This is a genomic window from Bradyrhizobium sp. USDA 3315, from assembly GCF_054056795.1.
Genome location: NZ_JBSRYP010000001.1, coordinates 3,922,175 through 3,945,021 on the forward strand (window position 1 = coordinate 3,922,175; position 22,847 = coordinate 3,945,021).

The 22,847-nt window shown below is 63.6% G+C and carries 20 protein-coding genes; 9 read left to right on the forward strand and 11 right to left on the reverse strand.

Features of this window, described 5'->3' with window-relative positions; genetic code table 11:
* The first annotated feature begins 127 nt into the window (after positions 1 to 127).
* Both ACVIYL_RS18065 and ACVIYL_RS18070 read left to right on the forward strand, forming a co-directional pair.
* Complete coding sequence (locus tag ACVIYL_RS18065) at positions 128 to 523, forward strand: hypothetical protein (RefSeq protein ID WP_456779338.1); 396 nt, start codon at positions 128 to 130, stop codon at positions 521 to 523.
* 127 nt (positions 524 to 650) lie between these two features.
* Positions 651 to 1,832, forward strand: coding sequence for a radical SAM protein (locus tag ACVIYL_RS18070; protein ID WP_253625614.1), 1,182 nt, complete (start codon positions 651 to 653; stop codon positions 1,830 to 1,832).
* Positions 1,833 to 1,882: 50 nt separating this feature from the next.
* Here the strand turns inward: ACVIYL_RS18070 and fabF are convergent, their stop codons facing one another.
* The 10 genes from fabF to ACVIYL_RS18120 all read right to left on the reverse strand — a co-directional run bounded on the left by fabF (position 1,883) and on the right by ACVIYL_RS18120 (position 12,980).
* Positions 1,883 to 3,145: a beta-ketoacyl-ACP synthase II gene (gene fabF, locus ACVIYL_RS18075; protein WP_456779339.1), complete on the reverse strand. Its 1,263-nt coding sequence runs from the start codon at positions 3,143 to 3,145 to the stop codon at positions 1,883 to 1,885.
* A gap of 342 nt (positions 3,146 to 3,487) precedes the next feature.
* On the reverse strand, positions 3,488 to 5,791 hold the full coding sequence (locus ACVIYL_RS18080; protein ID WP_456779340.1) for a tetratricopeptide repeat protein: 2,304 nt from the start codon (positions 5,789 to 5,791) through the stop codon (positions 3,488 to 3,490).
* Positions 5,792 to 6,080: 289 nt separating this feature from the next.
* The gene (locus tag ACVIYL_RS18085) at positions 6,081 to 7,199 is read right to left on the reverse strand and encodes a hypothetical protein (RefSeq protein WP_456779341.1); all 1,119 of its coding nucleotides are present in this window, start codon (positions 7,197 to 7,199) and stop codon (positions 6,081 to 6,083) included.
* Positions 7,200 to 7,403: 204 nt separating this feature from the next.
* On the reverse strand, positions 7,404 to 8,204 hold the full coding sequence (locus ACVIYL_RS18090; RefSeq protein ID WP_456779342.1) for a hypothetical protein: 801 nt from the start codon (positions 8,202 to 8,204) through the stop codon (positions 7,404 to 7,406).
* A gap of 119 nt (positions 8,205 to 8,323) precedes the next feature.
* Positions 8,324 to 8,641, reverse strand: a complete 318-nt coding sequence (locus tag ACVIYL_RS18095) for a hypothetical protein (RefSeq protein WP_456779343.1) — start codon at positions 8,639 to 8,641, stop codon at positions 8,324 to 8,326.
* Between the two features lie 461 nt (positions 8,642 to 9,102).
* Positions 9,103 to 9,972, reverse strand: a complete 870-nt coding sequence (locus tag ACVIYL_RS18100) for a DUF3037 domain-containing protein (protein WP_456779344.1) — start codon at positions 9,970 to 9,972, stop codon at positions 9,103 to 9,105.
* A 130-nt stretch (positions 9,973 to 10,102) separates the two neighbouring features.
* Positions 10,103 to 10,759, reverse strand: coding sequence for a HipA family kinase (locus ACVIYL_RS18105; RefSeq protein ID WP_456779345.1), 657 nt, complete (start codon positions 10,757 to 10,759; stop codon positions 10,103 to 10,105).
* A gap of 211 nt (positions 10,760 to 10,970) precedes the next feature.
* Positions 10,971 to 11,237 carry an HGGxSTG domain-containing protein gene (locus tag ACVIYL_RS18110; RefSeq protein WP_456779346.1) on the reverse strand — a complete coding sequence of 89 codons (267 nt, stop codon included), beginning with the start codon at positions 11,235 to 11,237 and terminating at the stop codon, positions 10,971 to 10,973.
* Positions 11,234 to 11,383, reverse strand: a complete 150-nt coding sequence (locus ACVIYL_RS18115; RefSeq protein WP_456779347.1) for a hypothetical protein — start codon at positions 11,381 to 11,383, stop codon at positions 11,234 to 11,236. The genes ACVIYL_RS18110 and ACVIYL_RS18115 overlap by 4 nt, the downstream gene beginning before the upstream one ends.
* Before the next feature lie 706 nt (positions 11,384 to 12,089).
* Positions 12,090 to 12,980 (reverse strand): HGGxSTG domain-containing protein, encoded by an 891-nt coding sequence (locus ACVIYL_RS18120; protein ID WP_456779348.1) that lies wholly within the window; start codon positions 12,978 to 12,980, stop codon positions 12,090 to 12,092.
* Positions 12,981 to 13,477: 497 nt separating this feature from the next.
* Between ACVIYL_RS18120 and ACVIYL_RS18125 the strand changes: the two genes are divergently transcribed.
* The 3 genes from ACVIYL_RS18125 (at position 13,478) to ACVIYL_RS18135 (ending at position 17,847) form a co-directional block, all read left to right on the forward strand.
* Entirely contained in the window at positions 13,478 to 15,799 is a 2,322-nt protein-coding gene (locus ACVIYL_RS18125; protein WP_456779349.1) for a molybdopterin guanine dinucleotide-containing S/N-oxide reductase, read from the forward strand.
* Between the two features lie 102 nt (positions 15,800 to 15,901).
* Complete coding sequence (locus ACVIYL_RS18130) at positions 15,902 to 16,945, forward strand: alpha/beta fold hydrolase (protein WP_456779350.1); 1,044 nt, start codon at positions 15,902 to 15,904, stop codon at positions 16,943 to 16,945.
* 26 nt (positions 16,946 to 16,971) lie between these two features.
* Entirely contained in the window at positions 16,972 to 17,847 is an 876-nt protein-coding gene (locus tag ACVIYL_RS18135) for a PhzF family phenazine biosynthesis protein (protein ID WP_456779351.1), read from the forward strand.
* Between the two features lie 45 nt (positions 17,848 to 17,892).
* On the opposite strand, the gene ACVIYL_RS18140 is transcribed toward ACVIYL_RS18135, so the two are convergent.
* The gene (locus ACVIYL_RS18140; RefSeq protein WP_026193238.1) at positions 17,893 to 18,399 is read right to left on the reverse strand and encodes a winged helix-turn-helix transcriptional regulator; all 507 of its coding nucleotides are present in this window, start codon (positions 18,397 to 18,399) and stop codon (positions 17,893 to 17,895) included.
* Between the two features lie 205 nt (positions 18,400 to 18,604).
* Between ACVIYL_RS18140 and ACVIYL_RS18145 the strand changes: the two genes are divergently transcribed.
* The 4 genes from ACVIYL_RS18145 to ACVIYL_RS18160 are packed head-to-tail and all read left to right on the forward strand — an operon-like array spanning position 18,605 to position 22,830.
* A complete protein-coding gene (locus ACVIYL_RS18145) occupies positions 18,605 to 19,243 on the forward strand; it encodes a DsbA family protein (RefSeq protein ID WP_456779352.1) in 639 nt (212 codons plus the stop codon).
* A 59-nt stretch (positions 19,244 to 19,302) separates the two neighbouring features.
* On the forward strand, positions 19,303 to 20,847 hold the full coding sequence (locus ACVIYL_RS18150) for a class I adenylate-forming enzyme family protein (protein WP_456779353.1): 1,545 nt from the start codon (positions 19,303 to 19,305) through the stop codon (positions 20,845 to 20,847).
* A gap of 51 nt (positions 20,848 to 20,898) precedes the next feature.
* Entirely contained in the window at positions 20,899 to 21,636 is a 738-nt protein-coding gene (locus ACVIYL_RS18155) for an SDR family oxidoreductase (RefSeq protein WP_016845326.1), read from the forward strand.
* A gap of 12 nt (positions 21,637 to 21,648) precedes the next feature.
* Entirely contained in the window at positions 21,649 to 22,830 is a 1,182-nt protein-coding gene (locus ACVIYL_RS18160) for an acyl-CoA dehydrogenase family protein (protein ID WP_456779354.1), read from the forward strand.
* Positions 22,831 to 22,847 lie beyond the last annotated feature (17 nt).

Genomic DNA, 22,847 nt, shown 5'->3' on the forward strand with positions numbered 1-22,847 from the left:
CCGAGCGGCGCAGACGCGATAGCTAGACTCCACTGCAAATCCGCTGCTATACTTTCAGTTGCTCGACCGGCGTAAGGCACGCGCCGACATTTCGTTTGATTGTGATATCGCGAAAAGGAGCTCAACGATGGCGATCACGCTGACGGTCTTGGCGAGCCTGCTGCAACTGCACGGGCCGGGTGCGACAATCGAAAGCGATCATCAGGGTATCGACGCATTGCTGAGTGGTGTGCGCGAGCAGAGCCTTCAGGAACAGGGCGCTCAGGAACAGAGCCCTCAAGAACAGAGCTTGCAAGAACAGAGCCCTCAAGACGTACAGGGCTTCCAGCTGGGGGTGGTTTCCGAACAGCCTCAGGCAACTCAGGTCTATTTCAGGCGCGGGGCCTTTGCCAGGGGGCCCTATGCGGGCGGCTTTCGCAGGGGCGGCGGCTACTATCCGGGCGCCGGCGCATTTCGCAGGGCCGGCGGATATTATCCAGGAGCAGGCGCGTTCCGACGAGGTGGCTTCGTCAGGGGCTACTAGAGCATGATCCGGAAAAGTGGAAACCGGTTTTCCGAAAAGATCATGCTCAAACAAACAGATGAGATCATGATGCGGTTCCGTGGAAACACATCATGATCTAGGCCGATCGCAGCTTGCTGGTATCCGCATGTCGGTTGACGCTTCAAATTCCGTCGCGTTCCAGGAGCAGCCGATCACGCAGTTGCTGGTCAAGGTTGCGGCGAGGTGCAACATCGATTGCTCCTATTGCTACTGGTTTCGCGATGCGGCCGTCTATGACAAGCCCAAGCTGATGAGTGCGGAGGTGCTGCAACAGCTGTTGCTGCGCCTCGAACAGCACGTCGCCAGATACTCCCTCGTCGACTTTCCCGTGATCCTGCACGGCGGTGAGCCGCTGCTTTGGGGTGTCGATAATTTTCACCGTTTTGCGGAGGGCTGCGAGGGCATTTCATCCCGGACCGGCTGCGAGATCCCGATCGCGGTGACGACCAACGGCATCCTGATTGACGATGAATGGCTCGACTGCTTCGAGGCCCGCAATATTTCGGTGGCGATCAGCATCGATGGGCCGGCACATATTCACGACGCTCACCGCAAGACGTTTCAGGGGACCGGCACCCATGCCGCCGTGGAACGCGCCGCCCGCATGCTGGTATCGCGCGACATCGGCGTGATCGCCCTCGCGGTTTGCAACCCGGCCTACGCGCCGCAGGAGTACGCGGATTTTTTCGCGGCGTGCGGCATCGCCAACTACGACATCATGATTCCCGACGCGACGGTGGACGAGAAGCCGTCGCCCATTGCCCCGTTCTATAACGGCCTTTTCGATTTGTGGCTGGAAGCCAATCGCACGACGCCGACATCGAATGTCCGCATCATTTCCGACATGGTCGCGGCCCTGATCGGCAACAACGCGCCGACCGAAGGTGTGGGCCACAAGCCGGTCGAGCTTTGCACGGTCATGACCGACGGCACGGTGGAGGCCCACGACGTGTTGCGCATTGCGGGTGACGGTTTCACCAACACGCGGTTCAACATCTTCGATCACGCGATCGATGACGTCAGGACCGAGCCGCGCTGGAAAGCCGCACGCGATGCTTCAGTCAATCTTTGCGAGAAGTGCCGGCAATGCAAGTTCATGAACGCCTGCGGCGGAGGCTACCTTCCGCACCGCTTCTCCACGAAGAACGGTTTCGACAATCCGTCGGTTTATTGCGACGATCTCTATTCGATGTTCGAGAACATGCAATCCGTGCTGGAACGTCATCTCTACGTCCGCAAGCAGGACGGGGAACGGATTGACGTGCGCAACGCAGCGGCGGGCGGTTAGGCAATTCGGCACGCGCGGTATCGTTCCATTGCGCGCAAAGCGCGACCGCCTTAAGACCACCGTCGAAAAACCAGGCTGGCGTTGACGCCGCCAAATCCAAAACCGTTCGAGATCGCGTGTTCGATCGCCATCGGCCGCGCGACGTTGGCGACGAGGTCGATGCCCTGCGCTGCGGAATCGGCGTTCTCCAGATTGAGCGTGGGCGGCGCGACCTGATCGCGCAGCGCCAGGATGGTGAAGATCGCCTCGATGCCGCCGGCGGCGCCGAGCAGATGTCCGGTCGCCGACTTGGTGGCGCTGACGGCAATTCCTCCCGCGCGCCCGAACACGCGCTTGATCGCTTCCAACTCGGAGAGATCGCCGACCGGCGTCGAGGTCGAGTGCGCGTTGAGATGCTGGACCTCGCCGGGCCGCAGCCCGGCCTGCTGCAGCGCCGCCTCCATCGCGCGCCGGGCGCCGTCGCCGTCTTCGGGACCAGCGGTGATGTGATAGGCGTCCGCCGTCGTGCCGTAGCCGATGAGCTCGGCGATCGGTTTCGCGCCGCGCCGAAGCGCGTGTTCGAGCTCCTCGATGACGAGGACGCCCGCGCCTTCGCCCATCACGAAGCCGTCGCGGTCGCGGTCGAACGGCCGCGACGCCCGCGCCGGCGTGTCGTTGAACGACGTCGAGAGCGCCCGCGCCGCCGCAAAGCCGCCGAGGCTCACCGGATCGATGCAGGCCTCCGCGCCGCCGCAGATCGCAATGTCGGCTTCGCCTGATCTGATCAGGCGCGCGCCGTCACCGATCGCCTGAACGCTGGCGGCGCAGGCGGTCACCGGCGCGCCGATCGGACCCTTGTAGCCGTAGCGGATGGTGATGTGCCCGGCCGCGAGATTGGCCAGGAAGGAGGGAATGGTGAACGGCGACAGCCGGCGCAGGCCGCTCTTCTCCGCGGTGCGCACGGCGTCTGCGATCGCCGGAAATCCGCCGATCCCGGATGCGATCACGGTGGCGGTGCGCTCCCGCGCAAGCGCCTCGGCCGGCATCCAGCCGGCCTGCGCCACGGCCTCAGTCGCGGCCAGCAGCGCGAACAGAATGAACCGGTCCATCTTCTTCTGGTCCTTGCGCGGGGCCGCCAGGTCAGGATCGAAGCCGCCCTCGGGATCCCCGGCCTTGTCAGGAACCTGTCCTGCGACACGCGCCGGCAGCGCGGCCGCCCACTCCGGCAATGCCGTTAGCCCTGAATGCCCCGCAAGCAGCCTCGACCACACCAGTTCGGTGCCACAGCCCAGCGGCGACACCGTCCCCTGGCCGGTCACAACAATTCGACGCATGGCTCTCCTGTCGCGCCCTTGGTGCGAACCGGCATGGCCGGGATTCGAACCTGCCCGGGCGTCGGGTCGTTATATGATGAACGTCATCTATTGTCTCGACCGGCCGGCCGTCAAGGGATTGACTTCGCTCTCAGCGCTCCCCTTCGCCTGGCGGTGGGGACGTGGCCGTCTCAAGGCTGGAACAAGGGGGTCGAACGCCACCCGGCACTCAGCTGCGAACGCGGACTGGCCGTTTCGCATCGCCAATACCGCCTTTTCGAGCCCATCCCAGCTCCCCTCGATCCGGATCGCGGTCGTCGACCTCGACTACGCTGATGAGCGACTGCAGTCAGGCAGCAACGATCACGCCGGGACGACGATATGGTCCGGCGCAATGCCCGCCCGGTGACGCGCATACATCGTGGTGTAGGCGGCCTCGATATGCCGGGTGAAACGTTTGGTATCGAACAACGGCGCCGTCAGCCGGTTGGCCGCCAGCCTGGTTCTGAGCGCCGCGAGCCTCGAAGGATCGGTCGCAAGATCGACCGCCATGCGCTCATAAGCCTCCGGCGATTCCGCGATAAGCTCGGGCAGGCCGACCGCATGGAGCAAGCTCGCCGCGACCCGGCTGGCAAACGTGTCGCCGAGAATGGTCAGCACCGGCAGGCCGGCCCATAGCGCATCGCTGGTGTGGGCATTGTAGGGCGTGCTGTCGAGGAACAGGCCGGCGAGGCGGTGGCGTGCGAGATGGTCGGGCAACGACATACGCGGTGCGAACACGAGGCGCTCCGCAGCCACGCCACGCGCGACCGCCTCCTTTCGCAAATTTGCGGCAGAGTCGGCGTTGGCTTCGAGCAGCCACAACATGCTGCCCTCGACGCGGCCGAGAATCCTCATCCACCGATCGAACATGTCAGGCGTGATCTTGTAGTTGTTGTTGAAGCAGCAGAACACGAAGCCCGTCGGCGCCAGCCCGACGTCGCCGCGCGTGAACACGCGATCGGCAATGACGCGTTTGTCGTCGTTGGCCTGATAGCTGTCGGGCAGGGCGACCACCTTTTCGCTGTAAAATTCGCGATGGTGGTCCGGGATCACGGTACGATCGGCGATGATGTAGTCGATGAACGGGGCGCCGAGTGTTCCCGGATAGCCCAGATAATTGACCTGGATGGGGGCAGGCCGGCGGCCAAGGACTCTGGTGCGGGATCCCCCGGTAAAGCCTTTCAGATCAACCAGGATGTCGATCTCCAATCGTCTGATCAGGTCGGCGACCTCATCGTCGTTGATGTCCCGGACCTCGACAAATCGATCGAACGACGCCTCCAGCCGTCGACGCATCTCCGAGGGGTCGCTGGGCGACCATGAGATTGCCACCGTCTCGAATTTCGACCGGTCGTGGCACTCGAACATCCCTGCCATCAAGAGCGATGTCGCGTGGTTGCAGAAATCCGACGAGAAATAGCCGATGCGAATTCGATCGTGATCGTAGCGCTCGCCCCGCCAGCGCTGGCTTGCGGACGGCGGATGATTCTTCGCGGTCCATCGCGTGGCGCATAGCAGTTGGTCGGCGGTCGATGAAGGAACGCTACAAAACAGGAATGGCGGCGTCGTCGCGTTCCGAGTCCTGATCGACTCGATAAGTCGGTCGCGCTCGGCGTCAAAGTCGGTCCAGTCGCACATGTGGGATTTGGCGTGCAGGCGATAGCCTTCGATCTCCGCCTGGTCCGGTTTGAGCGCGACGGCCTTGTCATAGGCGGCGAGTGCCTCGTGGTGGCGCGCCAGCGTGGACAGAACCTTGCCGCGGTTGGCGTAGGCAGCCGCATCGTCGCCCTTGTGCTGGATCGCCTTGTCGATGCTGGCGAGCGCCGCGTCGTGATGCCTGAGCCGGAACAGCGCCGAGCCGCGGTTGTTGTAGGCCTCGGCATAGTCGGGCTGCAGCGCGATCGCCTTGTCGTAACTTGCAACTGCCTCTTCGAGACGATCCAGCTCGATCAGCACGTTGCCGCGATTGTAGCACGCGCCGGCGATACCCGGGGCCTGGTCGTAGCTCGCGAGCGCATCATCGAACCTCTTGAGGTCGTTGAGCACGTTGCCGCGATCGTTGTGTGCGCCGGCATCTTTGGGCTTGAGCGCAATCGCCCTGTCCAGGCTCGCCAGCGCCTCCTCGGGCCGCTGCAGCTTTCTCAGCGCGGCGCCGCTGTTTCGACGGGCGTCTGCATGGTCGGGCACGAGCGCGAGCACGCGATCGTAGCTTGCGAGCGCCTCCTCGTGGCGCCCGAGGTCCGCAAGCGTGATTCCGCGATTATAGAGCGCCGGCGCGAGGTTTTGCCTGAGCGCGACCGCTCTCTCGAAGCTCGCGAGCGCTTCGTCGAAGCGGCGCAACGCGCGCAGCGCGTTGCCGAGGTTGCTGTGCGCGTCCGCGACGTTGCCGTTGAGCCTGATCGCGCGCCGGATCAGGTCGACGCCGCGCTCGCTGCGGCCGGTCTGCGCGGAGATCAGGCCCAGCAGATGCAGCGCATCGAAGTTGTTGGGCTGCTGTCGGAGCATGTCTTCATAGATCTTTTCTGCGGCCGCCAGCTGGCCCCGCTGATGCAGCGCGACAGCCTGCGCGAAGGCGCGCTGCAAGGCGGCCGAACTGGATTCTTGAAATTCACCTGTTTCGGGCATCAGACGTCTTCACGCGCTCCGTGTCCGGTCCTGGCCTCACGCTCGCAGACATGTCGCATCCTGTGCCCGCGATATGGATCGCTCGCCTATTAAAGGTTGAAAACTGGCAGATCGTCCTCGATTGCGCAACGGCCTCCAGGAACAGCTCCGCGAATAGTCGGGCTGAAGCGGATGGTCCCCGGTCAGCCCGGCGGCTGCCTCGTCGGTCGCAGCCGAACCGTGGACGGTCACGACGGAAGCGGGGCGTCGTCTGCAGCATCAAAGTCGCAGTCACGATGCGCCTGCCATTCTAGCTCGAGCACGCGTCGTTGCTGAGAAGCGGCGTCGGGTTCTCCGTCGAATTCTCCCCGCCGCGATACCATGGCTTGAAACGAAACCCGGTTCTCGCATACGACCATGGCGCGGTCAGGGATCGGGCGCTGCCTTCCGTCGTATATTCCGAAGCGACGCCAGGGTCTGGATTGTAGAGCGAGAAGATTCCGCGCCAGCTGCCGTCCGGCTGCTCCTGGGCGTAGGACAGCTCCACCTTGTTTCGCGAGACCGAAACCAGACGATCCGAAACGTGATCGAACACGAATGGCCGCTCGAACCAGATCGTCGTCTCATCCTGCTTGATTGCGACGTTGGCCTCCTGTCTTGCCGTGCCGCCGCCGACCAGCAGCGGAATCCCCAGCGGCACCGCGACATCAGCGGTGGCGGTTGCATTGAGACGGTGGGCGGAAAGCGTCGACGCAAAACCATCGGGCCGCGCAATGATGGTCTTCTTCGTGAACGGGCCGTGTGGGCTATCTGCCGTGGCAACCAGCGCGACGGCATTCTGCGTGTTGTTGTAGTAGCCGTGATAGAAGATGACATACTCGCCGTTCGCGCGCCGACAGGCATAGCTGATCGACAGCCCGGACGCTTCCTCGGGCAGTGAGGGCGTGATCACGGCGCCATGGCGCGTGAACGTCATGCCGTCGACGCTGGTCGCAAGCTTGATCTGCTTCGCCGCGCGGTCGAGGTAATAGATCATGTACGGCTCGGCTGCTCCGGGCTCATACACCACCTGCGCCGGTCCGATCCCGCCGGGCTCGGACGCGTCCGACTGAAAGGCGATTCCCTGCGGAATCCAGGCTCCTTCGTTCGTCGACGTCCAGAGCCGCAGCTGAAACCAGCCCGTCGTATAGGCCGACGCATAAAGACGCCGCGTATGCGCATCCGGCGCGATCGCGGATGGCCACGCCAAATGAAGAACGCCATCGGGCGGCGACAGCGCCGGCGTCAGGCTCGACACCAGGCCGTCGTCGCCGAACTCCCAGATGTGATAAATGCCGCTGCTCCCGAGGCCATTGAGAAACCAGCTTCTGGCAATTGCGCCTGCCGGGAAAAGCGTGAGGATGACGAAAACAAGCCCCCGCGCAATCATGAAATTTATCCTGGGTCGTCCGGTCTATCGAGCAAACAATTCCGCTGTGATGACACACTCGGGCGCCCGTTTCGCCCGGAAATTTGTTTCTGAAAATGACGCGGGGCTTCGATTGAGGCGCACAGGATGCGTCGGCGGATTCAATTGCCGGTGGCACTCGCCGTCGATGTTGCGGCGCTGCAGAGTCTTCTTGATTGCGCTAGACTATTCAGGCACGGCAAAAATGTACACAGTCTTGCCGCCCATCTCCGGGTTCTCGTCAAGCTCGCTGGTTTCGTGCAAAGAGATTCGAGACGAGCGGCTCTTGATCCGGCGGCGTAGTTCGGTCTCTGGATAGGTTAACCTCTGAAGGAAGCTCAACCTCTTGCCGCTCTTGTCGGCGAGATCGTAGCAGGCCTTCACCCACTCACCCTTGACCCGTCTCCGCTCAAGTTTGATCGCTAGGTCAAGGTCACCGAGGTCCTTGGTGTCGGTGAGATAGGAGCCGAATACCCGAACCTCAGTGACGTAGTGGAGTAACTCAGAATCAACGTTGATCTTGGCGATCCGCTCAAGCGTCTGCTGGAGTAATGCTTCGGCAACGGCACGAGTCATTCGCGGAACAAGCGTCTTCATCCCGCTCGCGTAGCCCTTGTCCGTAACTCGATAGACGATGCGGCTGTCGCCGCTCTCCCGACCGTCTTCGCGGATGAGATCGTGGGCCAGAAGTGCCTCGATCAATTTGCGCGTCTGAGTCGGGAAATCTGGCGCTTTGGGCAAACGCACTCCGAAAATCCTGTCGCGATCTCGTGCCCAACTCCAACTGCGGAGAGCTTGGCCGCGGTTGTGATGGTCGATCTTGCCTTCTTCGACCAACGCGTCGATTGTTGAGCGCCACCATGCCTTCAGCAGATGCTCCTCCACCAGATCGGAATAGAAGCCATCGGAGTTAGTGCCATCGGCCAGGAGATTGCGCACTAGCTTCGCAGGTTGGCCTCCAACCGTGGTATCTCGGTCAATTTTCATGCGCCGCATTCGATGCCTTTTGCACCGGGGATCTTCTGCTCGCCCGTCAGGTCGCGTTTGATCCTATCAATATCGGCCGCCGACAATACCCACTGGCGGGCCGCCTTGAGCTTATTCAGCTATTGCTGCGCGCCTCGCACCGCCGTGAGCTGCGGTACTACGTCGAGCTTGGCCTGTTCGAGTTCGTAGTGTGCTGACATAGCTTCCATCGCCCCGCGCACGTTTGGCGCGGCAAGGCCGTCGCCGTCAAAGTCAAGGTAATGAGCGTTCACGCTTAGGCGGAGCTTTGGGGCAGCATTATCAAAGATGACTTGCAGCACCCTTTGCCGAGTGTTGGCAAATTGCGGGAATCGCTTCCAGCCTCGATTGTTGAATGCGGCATGCGGCAGCCGTTGAGGATCACCTTGGTCGGGCCAAACGTAAAAACGCAATGACATCGCTATCTCGTAATTTGAGCATGCAATTTCTCCGCGGCTGCTCTACTCGTGGATCGCAGAGACCTTTTGGGTTTCGTGAGCGTCAACGTCGACGAAGCCCTCTGACAAAGTAGTGCGCTGTCACCGATGCAGATCACGATCTGGGAAATTCCTGATCTCCAGAAGACGCTGTCTTTCCTAAGGATGCCGCTAGAGCTCTCGCCCGATCGTGCTTCAGCAGGCGTAGCCCGGATGAGTGCAGCGACATCCGGGGAATGGTCCGTCCCCGCATATCGCTGCGCTCATGCGGGCTACTTTGAATTGGTTGTCTATGCGCGCAACTTCCTCGTGCGACTGCCAGTACGAGAACTTCGATTAACTGCATGGCTTTTCGAGACGCACCAGCTGTTACGCGGCCATTCGCGACAGCCGCGTACATCTTCCACTGTATTGCCGACGTCAAAGGCGCCGACGGGCCGAAGTTATGGCCTCGGTCCCGTGGACTGAGCATCGTGAGCCCTAACTTCATCCTCTATCTGGGCAACAAATTCGTCTAGCTGCGCCTCTTCGAATACCTCGGGGTTGTTGGGTGCTTGGCTCAGTATCTTCTTCGCCACCTCGTAGGCAGCGTTCAGACGAGGATCGGAAGGCGCTCCCACGAAGAAATGCGGCTTGAAAGCTTCTGTCTTCCCATCGGCGACGACGGCGGCGAGATGGCCGAGCCACTCCCGAGCTTTTCCCTTGATGCTATCCGCTTCGGCCAGGTCGAACGAGATTGGCTCATAGACGTGCCATTGCCCGTTCTTCCAAGCGTGCTTGAACGTCACGTCATCTAGCGTGCCCGCGATTACCTTTTCGTGCAGTTTTGTCGCCAAGTTTCTTTCTTCGAGCCTGGCCAGCACTGGGCGCCAGATTTCGTCATCAGTCCGGCGGTGCGACGACTTGTGGTCATAACGAGCCACAAATTGATTGTAGAGGCGATCGAAGGTCTCCTGAGTATTCCCCGTAAGGCCGCCTCCGACGGGGGACCATTGCAGCGAACTGTCATCGTGAGGCACCGCCTCTTGGGCAATTGCCATCACGGAATCGTGCGACTTGAATAGACCCGCTGTGGACTTGCGCTTGGCGATCTTCTGAAAACCACGTCTGACGCTGGCCATGGCCGAATTGAATGCTGCACGGTCCAAATCGGGGAAGACGCCACGAAGGCGGCCCATCGTATTTCTGGTCTTCGCGAGGACCCGACCTTCGGAGGGTACGTACATGACAACACCGACGTTGACGAACTCAGCCGTCAGCACGTCATGAACGTAGCGAAGGATTACGAAGCCGTATTGCTGCTTGTCCTTCATGACAATACCCGTCGAATTTCCGTTATACACGCGTCGATGTTGTCTCGAGCATCTCGAATGAGCGTCAGCGCGGAATCTACGTCGGCCGCTACGTGAGCCCACTCGGGTGGAATCGCTGCTCGGTACTCGATCAGCCGATCATCGGCAGGGCACTCCAACGTTGCCGAACTGGGACGAAATCCAAAGCAGAACGCTTCAAATCGGCTAGGAAAATATGACTTCCCTTCGTCTCCAACCAGTTAAGCCCTCCTGGTACCCAAGGAGGTCTCCACCCTAGTACAACTCGATGGGCGAAGGCCAGTTCATGGTCAATAATCCGGATATCCTCACCCCGAACAAGGCAATTAGGGTTAGTGGCACGGCGATCCGGGTTTTGGATAATCGCGTCAAAGGCGAAAATGGCGGTTGCCGTGTCGTACATCGCCTCCTTGACCCTTGTATTTGGGGTCCAAGTCGAAAAGCCGCCCGTTATCAACGTAGAGCCGAAGGCTATGGAACTGCTTGCCGCCACCCGTGCCCGTAGCGGCGCGTCCGGGATGATGTCGCTCCAGCCGGCTGGGATGTCGATAAGTGCGGGTTCCGGCACTGGCAAGCCGAGGTCACCGGCCAAGCACGCTCCGACAATTTCCCGCGCCAGATGAGTTTCGCGTTGGTCACAGAAGTCTGAGAACTTGGCGACTACGGAGACGATCGAACCGTCCGACTTCTCGCAATTGACCAGAAGCGGGCAAGTGCGACCGGCGCCCATTTGACGCACGTACTCCAAGGCAACCACTCTTCCCAGCATCCAGAATCCCCCCCGGCCGCGATCATGGCCGATACATACGGGAGGAGTCCACCCGAGATGGATCACTGGTTGTACGAACGTCTAACGTCCCCAGAAACGCTGCCCTACGAGTTTTGCCCCTTGAGAGGGGTTGGGGAAGCGCTCTAGAACGTGTTTTTGCCGATGAGAGGAAGAGATCTTAGGCGGCCGACGCGCGCCGTTTGCGAACCAATTACTCGATCCCCTCCAGCATCCTCCGCACGTCTCCCAACAACGCCCGTACCTGCCGTCGCTCGGCGATCGCATCCCTGCTGAACAGCCCGTGCTTGCGCGCGTTCCGGTTTGCCCTTGGTGCGCCGGATCCCGCCGCGCCGCCGTGCACGCGGCAGTGCGTCTTGCCGTGCACCGCCGGCGCGCGGCACGCGCCGCCGCAGCGGGTCTTGGCGCCACAGCGCGGGCTCGCCGGCGTCGGGCCGGTATTTTGGATGCGACCGCTCACGCCTGTGCGTCCTGCCTGGCGCGCGCGGCCTTCGGCGCCTTCCGCGCCGCGGATGCCGGCTTCTGGTCCGACACGACCACATTCGCATGCTGCGTGACGTTGCCGACGATGGCGTTGCCGCCGCCCTCGACCTTCACGTTCTGCACGGTGATAAGCCCGACAGGCCGGCAATTGGAAAGAGAGGGGTACTTCCTCAGTCGGACGCAAGGAGCCCACAGGGTTGGCGCCGGCAGCTTACAGGGGCTAGCCCGGATGGACGGTCCCGTAGATTTACCATGACCCGGAATTCCAGCTGCCTGGCGCCGGAGCGGGCGCTAAGTTGATCGCGCGGGGGCGGCGCCTTGAGGTCAGGAGGCCGCAGTGGAGCGTCTGTATTTGGGCATCGCCGTCACCAGCACTTACGCGCTGGTCACCATTGCGCTGATCCTGGCCTTCGTGCGCTGACCGCCGGGAATCCGGATCTTTGCTCGCGGGGCCGCTACGGGGTGCGTTGTCGTCTTCGCGGAACGCGGCAATGTCCGGCAACCGTTAATCTTTTACTGCGTCAGCGGGTTTAATCGTCATGCCGAGGCCTGTAGCGATAACCCTGATGAGTTTGGCCGTTGCAACGCTCACGGCGTTCGGCATCGCCGCAGCCCTCATGATCCATTAAAGCGCGATGAGATCAGGTTGAATCGTCATCGCGCTTTAGCTCTTTGTTTGAGCATGATCTCCGCGCAAACGCTTCGCGTTTGTCGCAGGGAAAACCGCTTCGCACTTTTCCGGATCATGCTTTAGCGGGAATGGGCCAGCGGGATTTCGCGCCCGGCGGCCCATTGGTCGTTGAGGCGCGCGGCCATTTGCGAAACGCAATCACTTCATCCCCACCAGCATCCTCCGCACGTCTCCCAACAACGCCCGGATCTGCCGCCGCTCGGCGATCGCTTCCCGAGTGAACCGGCCGTGCTTGCGCGCATTCCGGTTCGCCCGAGGCGCGCCGGATCCCGTTGCGCCGCCGTGCATGCGGCAGCGCGTCTTGCCGCGCACCGCTGGCGCGCGGCACGAACCGCCGCAGCGGGTCCTGGCGCCGCAACGCCGGCTCGCCAGCATCGGGCCGGTCGTTTGGATGTGATCGCTCATGCCTGGGCGTCCCGCCCGGCATCGGCGGAATTCCGCCGTCGCCGCGAGCCCACGGCGTTCGGCGCATTCCGCGCCGCGGATGCCGGGCTGTTGTCGGACACGATCACGCGCGCATGCTGCGTGACGTTGCCGACGATGGCGTTGCCGCCATCCTCGACCTTGACGTTCTGCACGGTGATGGCGGGCTCGCCGTGGCTGCGGTGGCGGTTCAGCGCCTCGATCTGGGCGGGAAAGGTGCGGGCGAGCCGGCCCAATGCGCGCGGCGCTGTCGTGCTGGGCGAGGTCCTTGGCATGCGCGAGGTGATGGGCACATCGCATCGCCATCACATGAACCGACACCATCTGCGCCACCAGCATGGCCTCGACGGAATCCCGCGGACCGATGCTTCTCACCATCGAGATCATGAAGGCGAGGTTGACCTCGCAGGGCTTGCCGCCGCTCACGCTGGCCTTGACCAGTTGCCGCAGGATGCCGTCCATCGCGTCGCGGTCGGCGACCCCCAGCGCGTTCGCCATCAACCGTGCGCCGAGCTCGGGATCAGGATGGTCGATGCAGAAGCCGTGCGAGGAGAATTTGATCCGCGGGGCTGCGGCAGCCTGGGTCTGGGCGGTTGCGGCGGCCATCGTCGGCACGGCGATGTCGGGTGCAGTATCCATGTCGGGTATTCCCTGGGATTGCGCGCGGCAAGCGCGCAGACGATCGCTCGCTGCGGCAGCCGGCGCGATGTCGATTGTGGGGAGGGGTTTCGGTCTCACGTGCATCCGTCGCGCCCGCTGTTGCGGGCGAGGGGGCACTTGCACGATTTCGGAATATTGGAAATGTATCCCTGATTTGCCCGACGCGTCAAGTGGCCTTGTCGGGCGGGCCTTGTCGGGCGAGTGGCCTTGTCGGGCGCCGGCGGCCGCCCGGCGCCTTTGCATGGGGTTGTTTTCGATATTTTGGCGGCGTGGCCCCGGCGGGAGTTCCGCCGCCGTCGCCCGCAGTCATGCCGGCAAGGCGCGGTGCGATCCGTGTTAGCGGGTACCGCGCGCCGATTGGATCATTATACTGGCCGGAACGTTGCGACAGACTTGGCGCGGCGCCGGCCTGGGATGAACCGGCCTGGGATGAAGGAGCATCGATGAGCGAGACCATTGGCCACCCCGATCCCGGCCTCGATTTGTCCGACGGGTTCAAGCCGCACACCTCGCATTGGGGCGTGTTCTCGGCGCGGCTCGGCAAGGCGGGTCTCGAAGTCAGGCCCTATGCCGCCGATCCCGATCCGAACCGCATCATCAACAATTTCCCCGGCGCGCTGCGCCATCAGGCCCGCATCGCGCAGCCTGCGATCCGCCGCGGCTGGCTCGAGCGCGGGCCCGGCCCGGACGATCGCCGCGGCCGCGACGAGTTCGTCTCGGTGAGCTGGGAGCAGGCGCTCGACCTGCTCGGCGGCGAGCTGACGCGGATCCGCGACACGATCGGCCCCGGTGCGGTGTTCGGCGGCTCCTACGGCTGGTCCAGCGCGGGCCGCTTCCATCACGCGCAGAGCCAGGTGCACCGCTTCCTCAACATCGCCATGGGCGGCTATGTCCGCTCGGTGAACACCTATTCCTCGGGCGCGTCCTCGGTGCTGCTGCCGCAGATCCTGACCGGCTACGAGGACATCACCAAGCGCAACGTCACCTGGGAGCAGATCGCGACCGAGACCGACATCGTGCTGGCATTCGGCGGCATGGCGCTGAAGAACTCGATGGTGGCCGGCGGCTCGATCAGCAAGCATGTCGAGCGCGGCGCCATGGAAGCCGCGCACCGGCGCGGCTGCGAATTCATCCTGGTCAGTCCGCTGCGCGACGATCTCCCGGTCGAGGTCGGCGCCGAATGGCTGACGGCCACACCCGGCACCGACACCGCGCTGATGCTCGGCATCGTCCACACTTTGGTCAGCGAAGGCCTGCACGATCAGGCCTTCCTCGATCGCTACACCGAGGGCTGGCCGGTGTTTTTGCGCTATCTGACCGGCGAGAGCGACGGTCAGCCCAAGAGCGCCGAATGGGCCGCGGCGATCTGCGGCATCGACGCCGGCACCATCAAGACGCTCGCGCACCGGCTTGCCGGCCGCAGAGCGCTGATCACCGTGTCGCATTCGTTGCAGCGCGCCGAGCATGGCGAGCAGCCGGTGTGGATGGGCATGGTGCTGGCGGCGGCGCTCGGCCAGATCGGCCTGCCTGGCGGCGGCTACGCCTATTCGCTCGGCGCGATCGGCTATTACGGCCGCCGCGTCAATGCGGTGCCGGGACCGACGCTCGGGCAGGGCCGCAACGGCGTCGCCGACTTCATTCCGGTGGCGCGCATCGCCGACATGCTGCTCAATCCCGGCACCAGCTATCGCTACAATGGCGAGACGCGGACCTATCCGGATATCCGCCTGGTCTATTGGGCCGGCGGCAATCCGTTCCACCATCACCAGGACCTCAACCGCCTGCGCAAGGCGTTTGCGCGGCTCGACACGCTGGTGGTGCATGAGCTGGCCTGGACCGCCACCGCCCGCCACGCCGACATCGTGCTGCCCTCGACCATGACGCTGGAGCGCGAGGACATCGGCTATTCCAGCAACGATCCCTTGATGGTCGCGATGCACCGGATCGCCGAGCCGTTCGGTCTTGCGCGCGACGACTACGAGATCTTCGCCGATCTCGCCGAGCGGTTAGGGGCCCGCGAGCCCTTCACCGAAGGGCGCACCTCGCGGCAATGGCTGGAACATCTCTTTGAGCCGACCCGCAAGGCGCTCGCCGCGCGCGGGCTCGAGGCGCCGAGCTTCGAGGAGTTCTGGGCGCGCGGCAGCCTGGTCGTGCCGCAGCATCTCGACGATGGCGGCTCGCTGCGCCGTTTTCGCGAGGACCCCCTCGCGCGCCCGCTGCCGACGCCGAGCGGCCGCATCGAGATCTTTTCGCAGAAGATCGCTAGCCACGGCGATGCGGATTGTCCGGGCCATCCGGTCTGGCTCGAGAAGACCGACACGCCGACGCCGGGCGCGCCGTGCTTCCTGGTCGCCAACCAGCCGGTGACGCGCCTGCACAGCCAGCTCGACTTCGGCGGCCATTCGCTTGACGCCAAGCATCGCGGCCGCGAGGTCGCGCGCATGAACCCGCGCGACGCCAAGCCGCGCGGTATTGCCGACGGCGACATCATCCGCATCTTCAACGCACGCGGCGCCTGCCTCGCCGCGGTGCATGTCACCGACGGCATCGCACCCGGCGTGGTTCAGCTGCCGACCGGCGCCTGGTACGATCCGATGGATCCCGAGGAGGAAGCGCCGCTCTGCGTGCACGGCAATCCGAACGTGCTGACCCGTGACATCGGCACGTCATCCTTCGCGCAGGGCTGCACCGGCCAGCTCACCAGCGTCGAGGTCGAGCGCTTCAACGGCAATCTGCCGCCGATCCGGGCGTTCGATCCGGCGTAATTTCGCGCGGGATCACGAACAAATCATCGCTGGGCGCTGGATGGCGCTCACGCGTTCGGCTACGGCATCACGAGATCGCCCCTGAGTTCTGGATTTGCCGAGATGCCTCTGAAAACCCTGTTTCACATCGCCGTCGCTGCGACCGTTGCGCTCGGATCGTCCAACGCCTTGGCGCAATCGGCCGCCGAGCCGGCCTACGGACCGGAATTGCAGGGCTTCGACTATCCCTATCCGGTGGAGCATTATCGCTTCAGCTCTCAGGGGCAGGAGCTCGACATGGCCTATCTCGACGTCAAGCCGGCGACGCCGAACGGCCAGACCGCGGTGCTGCTGCACGGCAAGAATTTCTGTGCCGCGACCTGGGACGGCACCATCAAGGCGCTCAGCGGCGCCGGCTATCGCGTGATCGCGATGGACCAGATCGGATTCTGCAAGTCCAGCAAGCCGGAGCGCTATCAGTTCACCTTTCAGCAGCTTGCCGGCAACAGCCGCGCGCTGCTCGCCTCGCTCGGGATCGCGCATTCGATCATGGTCGGCCATTCGACCGGCGGCATGCTGGCGATGCGCTATGCGCTGATGTATCCGGAGGCGACCGACCATCTGGTTCTGGTCGATCCGATCGGGCTGGAGGATTGGAAGGCCAAGGGCGTGCCGTGGCTCAGCCTCGACGGCTGGATGCAGCGCGAGACGCGCGTCACCGCGGACAGCATCCGCGCCTATGAGCGCGCCACCTATTACGCCGATACCTGGGATGCGTCCTACGAGACGTGGGTGCAGATGCTGGCCGGCATGTATCGCGGAGAGGGCCGCGCTGCCGTGGCGTCGAGCTCGGCGCGGCTCTACGACATGATCGCGACCCAGCCGGTGTTCTACGAATTCGAGCAGATCAAGCCGCCGACGCTGCTCCTTGTCGGCGACAAGGACACCACCGCGATCGGCAAGGACACTGCGCCGCCGGAGATCCGCAAGACGCTTGGCAATTATCCGGTGCTGGGCAAGGAGGCGGCCAAGCGGATTCCGCATGCGCAGCTGATCGAATTCCCCGACCTCGGCCATTCGCCGCAAATCCAGGCGCCGGCGCGCTTCCACGAGGCGCTGCTCGGCTGGCTGCAGCATCCGGAGACCGGCGCGACGCTGGTCAAGTAGGGACGGCGAGACAGGCGAGCGACATCATGGCGACAGCGGAACTGGTCAGCGTGTTCACAGTGGATGGGCAGGGCGGCAATCCCTGTCCGATCGTGGTGGATGCAAGCGGCATGAGCGCGTCCGAGATGCAGGACGTCGCCCGCCGCCATGGTCACGAATCCGGCTTCGTGTTGCCGGCGCAGAGTGACGATTTCGACGCCACGTTCCGCTTCTTCGTTCCGAATCACGAAATGGAAATGTGCGGCCACGCGACCATCGGCGCGCTCTGGTTGCTTGCACGCCAGGGAAAGTTGCCGGCCGACACCATCCGGATCTCGACGCGCAGCGGTCCGGTCACCGGCTTCATCAGCCGAAATCGTCATGGCGAGCCGCGTGTCGAGATCACCCAGCCGGCCGGGAAGACCGTTCCGCTGACCACGGGGCAACGCGATGACGTGCTGCGGGCGCTCGCGGTCGGGCCCGATGCGATCGACGCGGCGATACCGTGCAATGCCGTCACATCGCGGATCAAGACACTCGTTCCGATGCGCTCCCCCGAAGCGCTGAATGCGCTCGATCCCGCGGCCGAGCAAGTCGAGGCGGTCTGCGGCCGGATCGGATCGACCGGGCTCTATCCATTCGCCGTGATCGACCGAAAAGCTCGCCTGTTCGAGGCGCGGCAATTCCCGCGCTCCTCCGGCTATCGCGAGGATGCCGCAACCGGCATTGCGGCCGCCGCGCTGGCGTTCGGGTTGCTCGACTACGGCTTGGTCGCTCCTGATGACGGCGAGATTCGAATCCTGCAGGGCAGGGCGATGGGGCGGCTGTCCGAGATCCGCGTCCGCATCGGCTTCGCCGGCGGCCGTGCCGTCGGCTGCCTGCTTGGCGGCAATGTTGCGCTGATGGCTGCGCCGTCACACTGAGCAACCGCGAGCGCGGGGCGCCGGCTTCGCGAACAGCATCCAGGTCTAGTCAGCGGCGCGCCTGGCTCGCTCCTGCGCCTTGGCGTGCACCGGTGACGATTTTCGCGCACCGGGGCCCGGATGCACGTGGACCGCCTTCGCGCTCAGCGGCTCGCCGCATTCCGAACAGACCATGACGGGATCGAACATCTTCTTGCAGGTCTTGTGTTCGTGCAGCATCGGCCGGCCGCGCGAATCGACCATGTGGACGTTGCCCCAGTGCACGATCGACATGATGATCGGATAAAGGTCGAGGCCCTTCTGCGTCAGGATGTATTCGTAACGCTTCGGCGCTTCCTGATAGGGGATCTTGCGCAGCACGCCGAACCGCACCAGCTTCTTCAGCCGGTCGGCGAGCAGATGCCGCGTGATCCCGAGCGAGGCCTGGAAGTCATCGAACCTGCGGATGCGCAGGAAACATTCGCGCAGGACCAGCAGGCTCCAGCGGTCGCCGATGACAGCCACCGTGCGGGCCACCGAGCACGGCTCCTCCTCGAGGGCATCCCATTTCATCAGCATCTCCTGCGGTCTGCGCCGACATCGCCTTTTAAATTCTAAAACAGAACTAACGCAATTTCAATAGGATGCTTCGCCTGCAGCCGTGACTTATTCATTGGATGACAAATATCATATTGACAGTTCTAAAATAGAACTTAAGGTCCCGGCTCGATCAACGCGGCGGCTGAGGGCTGCTGGTACTCAAAGGGAAGGGCGTTCCATGGTTGCTCCGCTCAAGGTCGAATTCCATTTCGATTTTGGAAGTCCGAACGCCTATCTGGCGGAGCAGGCGCTGCCCGAAATCGAGAAGCGCACCGGCGTGAAGTTCGACTACATCCCGGTGCTGCTCGGCGGCGTCTACAAGGCGACCGGCAACATGTCGCCCGGCGAGTCGCTGCGCGGCATCAAGAACAAGCCCGAATACAACGCGCTCGAGACCGAGCGCTTCCTGCGCCGCTACAACATCACGACGTTCAAGACCAACCCGTTCTTTCCGGTCAACACGCTGATGCTGATGCGCGGCGTCGTCGCTGCCGATTTCGAAGGGCTGTTCGAACCGTACTTTCGCGCCGCCTATCACCACATGTGGTCCGAGCCCAAGAAGATGGACAATCCGCAGGTGTTCCGCGAAGCGTTCCTGTCCTCCGGCCTCGATATCGACCGCATCATCGCCCGCGCCCAGCAGGACGAGGTGAAGAAGAAGCTGATCGACAACACCAGCAACGCGGTGGCGCGCGGCTCGTTCGGCTCACCGACCTTCTTCGTCGGCGACGAGATCTTCTTCGGCAAGGACAAGCTGCGCGAGGTCGAGGACGAGATCGTCGCGCAGCTGGCCGCGGGGCGGCGCAAGACCGCCTGAGCGGGAAAATTCCTCAAGACAACAAATCAGGCCCAAAGGGCTGTCACAGGGAGGTTTCAGTGCAGGCGTCGACCCAGTTTGAAGGAAGTGTGGAAGGCTTGCCGAACCGCATCCACGAGGTGATCGATCACCACGTCGGGGCGACGCCGGATCATCCGGCGCTGATTGACGACAAGATGCGGCTGACCTACCGCGAGCTCGATCGGGCGGTCAGTCGCGTCGCCGAGGCGCTGCGGGCGCTCGGCATCCGCGCCGGCGACCGCATGATGATCGTGAGCGAGAATTCGATCCCGCTCGCCTGCCTGCTGCTGGCGGCGAGCCGGCTCGATGCTTGGTCCATCGTGGTCAATCCCCGGCTGTCGCCGCGTGAGCTCGACCAGATCAGGGATCACAGCGGCGCCCGCCGCGTGCTGCTGACCGCCGAGGTCTCGCAGGAGGCGGCTACGCATGCCGCGCGTTACGAGGCCGCCGTGCAGGATGTCGGTCCGCTCCGCGGCATCGCCGTCACCGGTTTGAACCTGGCAACCGTGGCGGAGCCGGTCGAGGCCGACGGCGCCAACCAGGTTGCAGTTCTCATCTACACCTCCGGCACTACGGGCACGCCGAAGGGCGTGATGCTGACCCATCGCAATCTCTTGTTCAGCGCCCGGGCGACGGCAAGCTTCCGAAAGATGGCGGCCGATGACGTGCAGTATTGCGTGCTGCCGATCTCGCATATCGTCGGCATCTCGTTGCTGACCATGACCCTGATGATCGGCGCCACCGTGCGTCTGGTGGCGAAATACGATCCGGCCGCGCTGGTCAAGGCGATGACTGAAGAGGGCATCACGATCCTGAACGGCGTGCCCGCGACCTATCAGCGTCTGCTCGAATACCGGCGCAATGCCGGCCTGCCGAAGCTCGATCGCGGCCGGTTGCGGGTGATCTCGGTGGCCGGCGCGCCGCTCGACCTCGATCTCAAATCACGGGTCGAGCAGGAGCTCGGGCTGCCGCTGCTCAACGGTTACGGCATCACCGAATGCTCGCCGGGCATCTCCGGCGTCCGGCCCGACAATCCGCGGGCCGATCATGCGGTCGGCAGCGTCATGCCGGGCCTCGAGGCAAAACTGGTCGGCCGCGACCTCAAGCCGGTTGCGGCAGGGGAAGTCGGCGAGCTGCATGTTCGCGGCCCCAACGTGATGCGCGGCTATTACCGCGCGCCCGATTTGACCGCCAAGGCGATCGATCCCGACGGCTGGTTCAACACCGGGGATCTGGCCCGCTTCGAGAACGATGCGCTCTACATCGTCGGGCGGACCAAGGAGATGATCATCCGCTCCGGGTTCAACGTCTATCCGGCCGAGATCGAGGCGGTGCTGAGCACGCACGACGCCGTGGTGCAGTGCGCCGTGGTCGGCCGGCCGGTCGAGGGCAACGAAGAGGTGGTTGCCTTTGTGCAGCTGATCAAGGGTTCGACCGCCACGGTACAGGACCTGATGGCGCATATTGCCCCGCAACTCACCTCGTACAAGCGGCCGTCGGAGATTATCCTGATGGACGCGCTGCCCGCGACATCGACGGGCAAGTTGCTGAAGCACAAGCTCGCGGAGTCGCTGCGCGGCTGAGGCCGAGCCGTCGCCGCAAGCCAGTTCACTCAAACAAGACCGGAGAACACCATGCAGAAGAGAAACAGGACGGTGGCCGTCATTGGTGCCGGTGATTTTATCGGCGGCGAGATCGCCAAGAAGTTCGCCTCCGAAGGCTTCACGATCTTCGCCGGCCGCCGCAACGGCGACAAGCTGGCGCCGCTGGTCAAGGAGATCGAGGCCGCCGGCGGCGAGATCCATGCCCGCTCGCTCGATGCGCGCAAGGAAGAGGAGATCACGGCCTTCCTCAACGATGCCGACAAGCATGCGCCGCTCGAGGTTTGCATCTTCAATATCGGCGCCAACGTCAATTTCCCGATCCTGGAAACCACCGAGCGCGTGTTCCGCAAGGTCTGGGAGATGGCCTGCTACTCCGGCTTCCTGGCTGGGCGCGAGGCGGCGCGGCTGATGATGCCGCGCGGCGAGGGCAACATCTTCTTCACCGGCGCGACCGCGTCACTCCGCGGCGGCAGCGGCTATGCGGCGTTTGCCAGCGCAAAGTTCGGTCTGCGCGCCGTGGCGCAGGCAATGGCGCGCGAGTTGGGGCCGAAGAACATCCATGTCGCGCATCTGATCATCGATTCCGGCGTCGATACCGAATGGGTCCGGCAGCGCCGCATCGAGGCGCTCGGCCCGAACGCGCTCGACAATCCCGATCTCTTGATGCCGCCGGCATCGGTCGCGGGCGCCTATTGGCAGCTCTATCAGCAGCCGAAGAGCGCCTGGACCTTCGAGCTGGAAATCCGGCCCTTCGGCGAGAAGTGGTAGGGAGCCGGTCAGATGGAGCTCGCGCTATCCCCTGAAGATGCGGCGTTCCGCGATGAGGTTCGCGCCTTCATCAAGGACAATTACCCGGCGGAGATGCGCGTCGCCAATCCGGAGACCGATCTCTCCAAGGAGCAGATGCTGCTGTGGCATCGCATCCTGCACAAGAAGGGCTGGATCGCGCCGCTCTGGCCTAAGGAATATGGCGGGCCCGGCTGGTCGATCACCCGCCGCTTCATCTTCGAGCAGGAGACGACGCGCGCCGGCACGATGCCGCCGCTGGCGTTCAGCGTCACCATGGTCGGCCCGGTGATCTACACCTTCGGCAACGATGCGCAGAAGAAGAAATTCCTGCCGCGCATCTTGTCCGGCGAGGATTGGTGGTGCCAGGGCTATTCAGAGCCGGGCTCCGGCTCCGACCTCGCGACCGTCCGCACCAAGGCGGTGCGCGAGGGCGATCATTACATCGTCAACGGCCACAAGACCTGGACCACGCTGGCGCAGCATGCCGACTGGATCTTCTGCCTGGTGCGTACCGATCCCACGGCCAAGCCGCAGTCCGGCATCTCGTTTCTCTTGATCGACATGAAGTCGCCCGGCGTCACCGTGCGCCCGATCATCACCATCGACGGCTCGCACGAGGTCAACGACGTCTTCCTGGAGAACGTGCGTGTCCCCGCCGAGAACCTGATCGGCGAGGAAAACAAGGGCTGGACCTACGCCAAATTCCTGCTCGGCAATGAGCGCACCAGCATGGCCGGCATCGGCCGCTCGACGCGCTACATCGCGCGGCTGAAGAAGATCGTGAAGGCGGAAATCCCCAAAGACGATCCGGCGCATCTGGAATTCATCCGGGACATCGCCCGCGTCGAGCTCGACGTGCTGGCGCTGGAGGCGACCGAGCTTCGCGTCGTCGCCCAGATGGCGCGCGGCATCGACCCGGGACCGGCCGCCTCGTTGTTCAAGATTCGCGGCACCGAAATCTTCCAGGATATCACCGAGCTGACGCATCGGGCGATCGGCAATTACGGGCTTGCGATCCGCGAGCATCCGGTCAGCGCCAACCACTTCATGCCGGGCCCCGACTACGGCCACACGGCGTCTGAGAAATATCTGAACTCGCGCAAGCTCTCGATCTACGGCGGGTCTAACGAGATCCAGCGCAACATCATCGCCAAGGCGGTGCTTGGACTCTAGCCACAAGCAACGAGGAT

Excerpts from the sequence above, each read along its gene's own strand:
- ACVIYL_RS18065 (WP_456779338.1), top strand. The coding sequence starts at position 128 with ATGGCGATCACGCTGACGGTCTTGGCGAGCCTGCTGCAACTGCACGGG.
- ACVIYL_RS18070 (WP_253625614.1), top strand. The coding sequence starts at position 651 with ATGTCGGTTGACGCTTCAAATTCCGTCGCGTTCCAGGAGCAGCCGATC.
- fabF (WP_456779339.1), bottom strand. The coding sequence starts at position 3,145 with ATGCGTCGAATTGTTGTGACCGGCCAGGGGACGGTGTCGCCGCTGGGC.
- ACVIYL_RS18080 (WP_456779340.1), bottom strand. The coding sequence starts at position 5,791 with ATGCCCGAAACAGGTGAATTTCAAGAATCCAGTTCGGCCGCCTTGCAG.
- ACVIYL_RS18085 (WP_456779341.1), bottom strand. The coding sequence starts at position 7,199 with ATGATTGCGCGGGGGCTTGTTTTCGTCATCCTCACGCTTTTCCCGGCA.
- ACVIYL_RS18090 (WP_456779342.1), bottom strand. The coding sequence starts at position 8,204 with ATGAAAATTGACCGAGATACCACGGTTGGAGGCCAACCTGCGAAGCTA.
- ACVIYL_RS18095 (WP_456779343.1), bottom strand. The coding sequence starts at position 8,641 with ATGTCATTGCGTTTTTACGTTTGGCCCGACCAAGGTGATCCTCAACGG.
- ACVIYL_RS18100 (WP_456779344.1), bottom strand. The coding sequence starts at position 9,972 with ATGAAGGACAAGCAGCAATACGGCTTCGTAATCCTTCGCTACGTTCAT.
- ACVIYL_RS18105 (WP_456779345.1), bottom strand. The coding sequence starts at position 10,759 with ATGCTGGGAAGAGTGGTTGCCTTGGAGTACGTGCGTCAAATGGGCGCC.
- ACVIYL_RS18120 (WP_456779348.1), bottom strand. The coding sequence starts at position 12,980 with ATGGCCGCCGCAACCGCCCAGACCCAGGCTGCCGCAGCCCCGCGGATC.
- ACVIYL_RS18125 (WP_456779349.1), top strand. The coding sequence starts at position 13,478 with ATGAGCGAGACCATTGGCCACCCCGATCCCGGCCTCGATTTGTCCGAC.
- ACVIYL_RS18130 (WP_456779350.1), top strand. The coding sequence starts at position 15,902 with ATGCCTCTGAAAACCCTGTTTCACATCGCCGTCGCTGCGACCGTTGCG.
- ACVIYL_RS18135 (WP_456779351.1), top strand. The coding sequence starts at position 16,972 with ATGGCGACAGCGGAACTGGTCAGCGTGTTCACAGTGGATGGGCAGGGC.
- ACVIYL_RS18140 (WP_026193238.1), bottom strand. The coding sequence starts at position 18,399 with ATGAAATGGGATGCCCTCGAGGAGGAGCCGTGCTCGGTGGCCCGCACG.
- ACVIYL_RS18145 (WP_456779352.1), top strand. The coding sequence starts at position 18,605 with ATGGTTGCTCCGCTCAAGGTCGAATTCCATTTCGATTTTGGAAGTCCG.
- ACVIYL_RS18155 (WP_016845326.1), top strand. The coding sequence starts at position 20,899 with ATGCAGAAGAGAAACAGGACGGTGGCCGTCATTGGTGCCGGTGATTTT.
- ACVIYL_RS18160 (WP_456779354.1), top strand. The coding sequence starts at position 21,649 with ATGGAGCTCGCGCTATCCCCTGAAGATGCGGCGTTCCGCGATGAGGTT.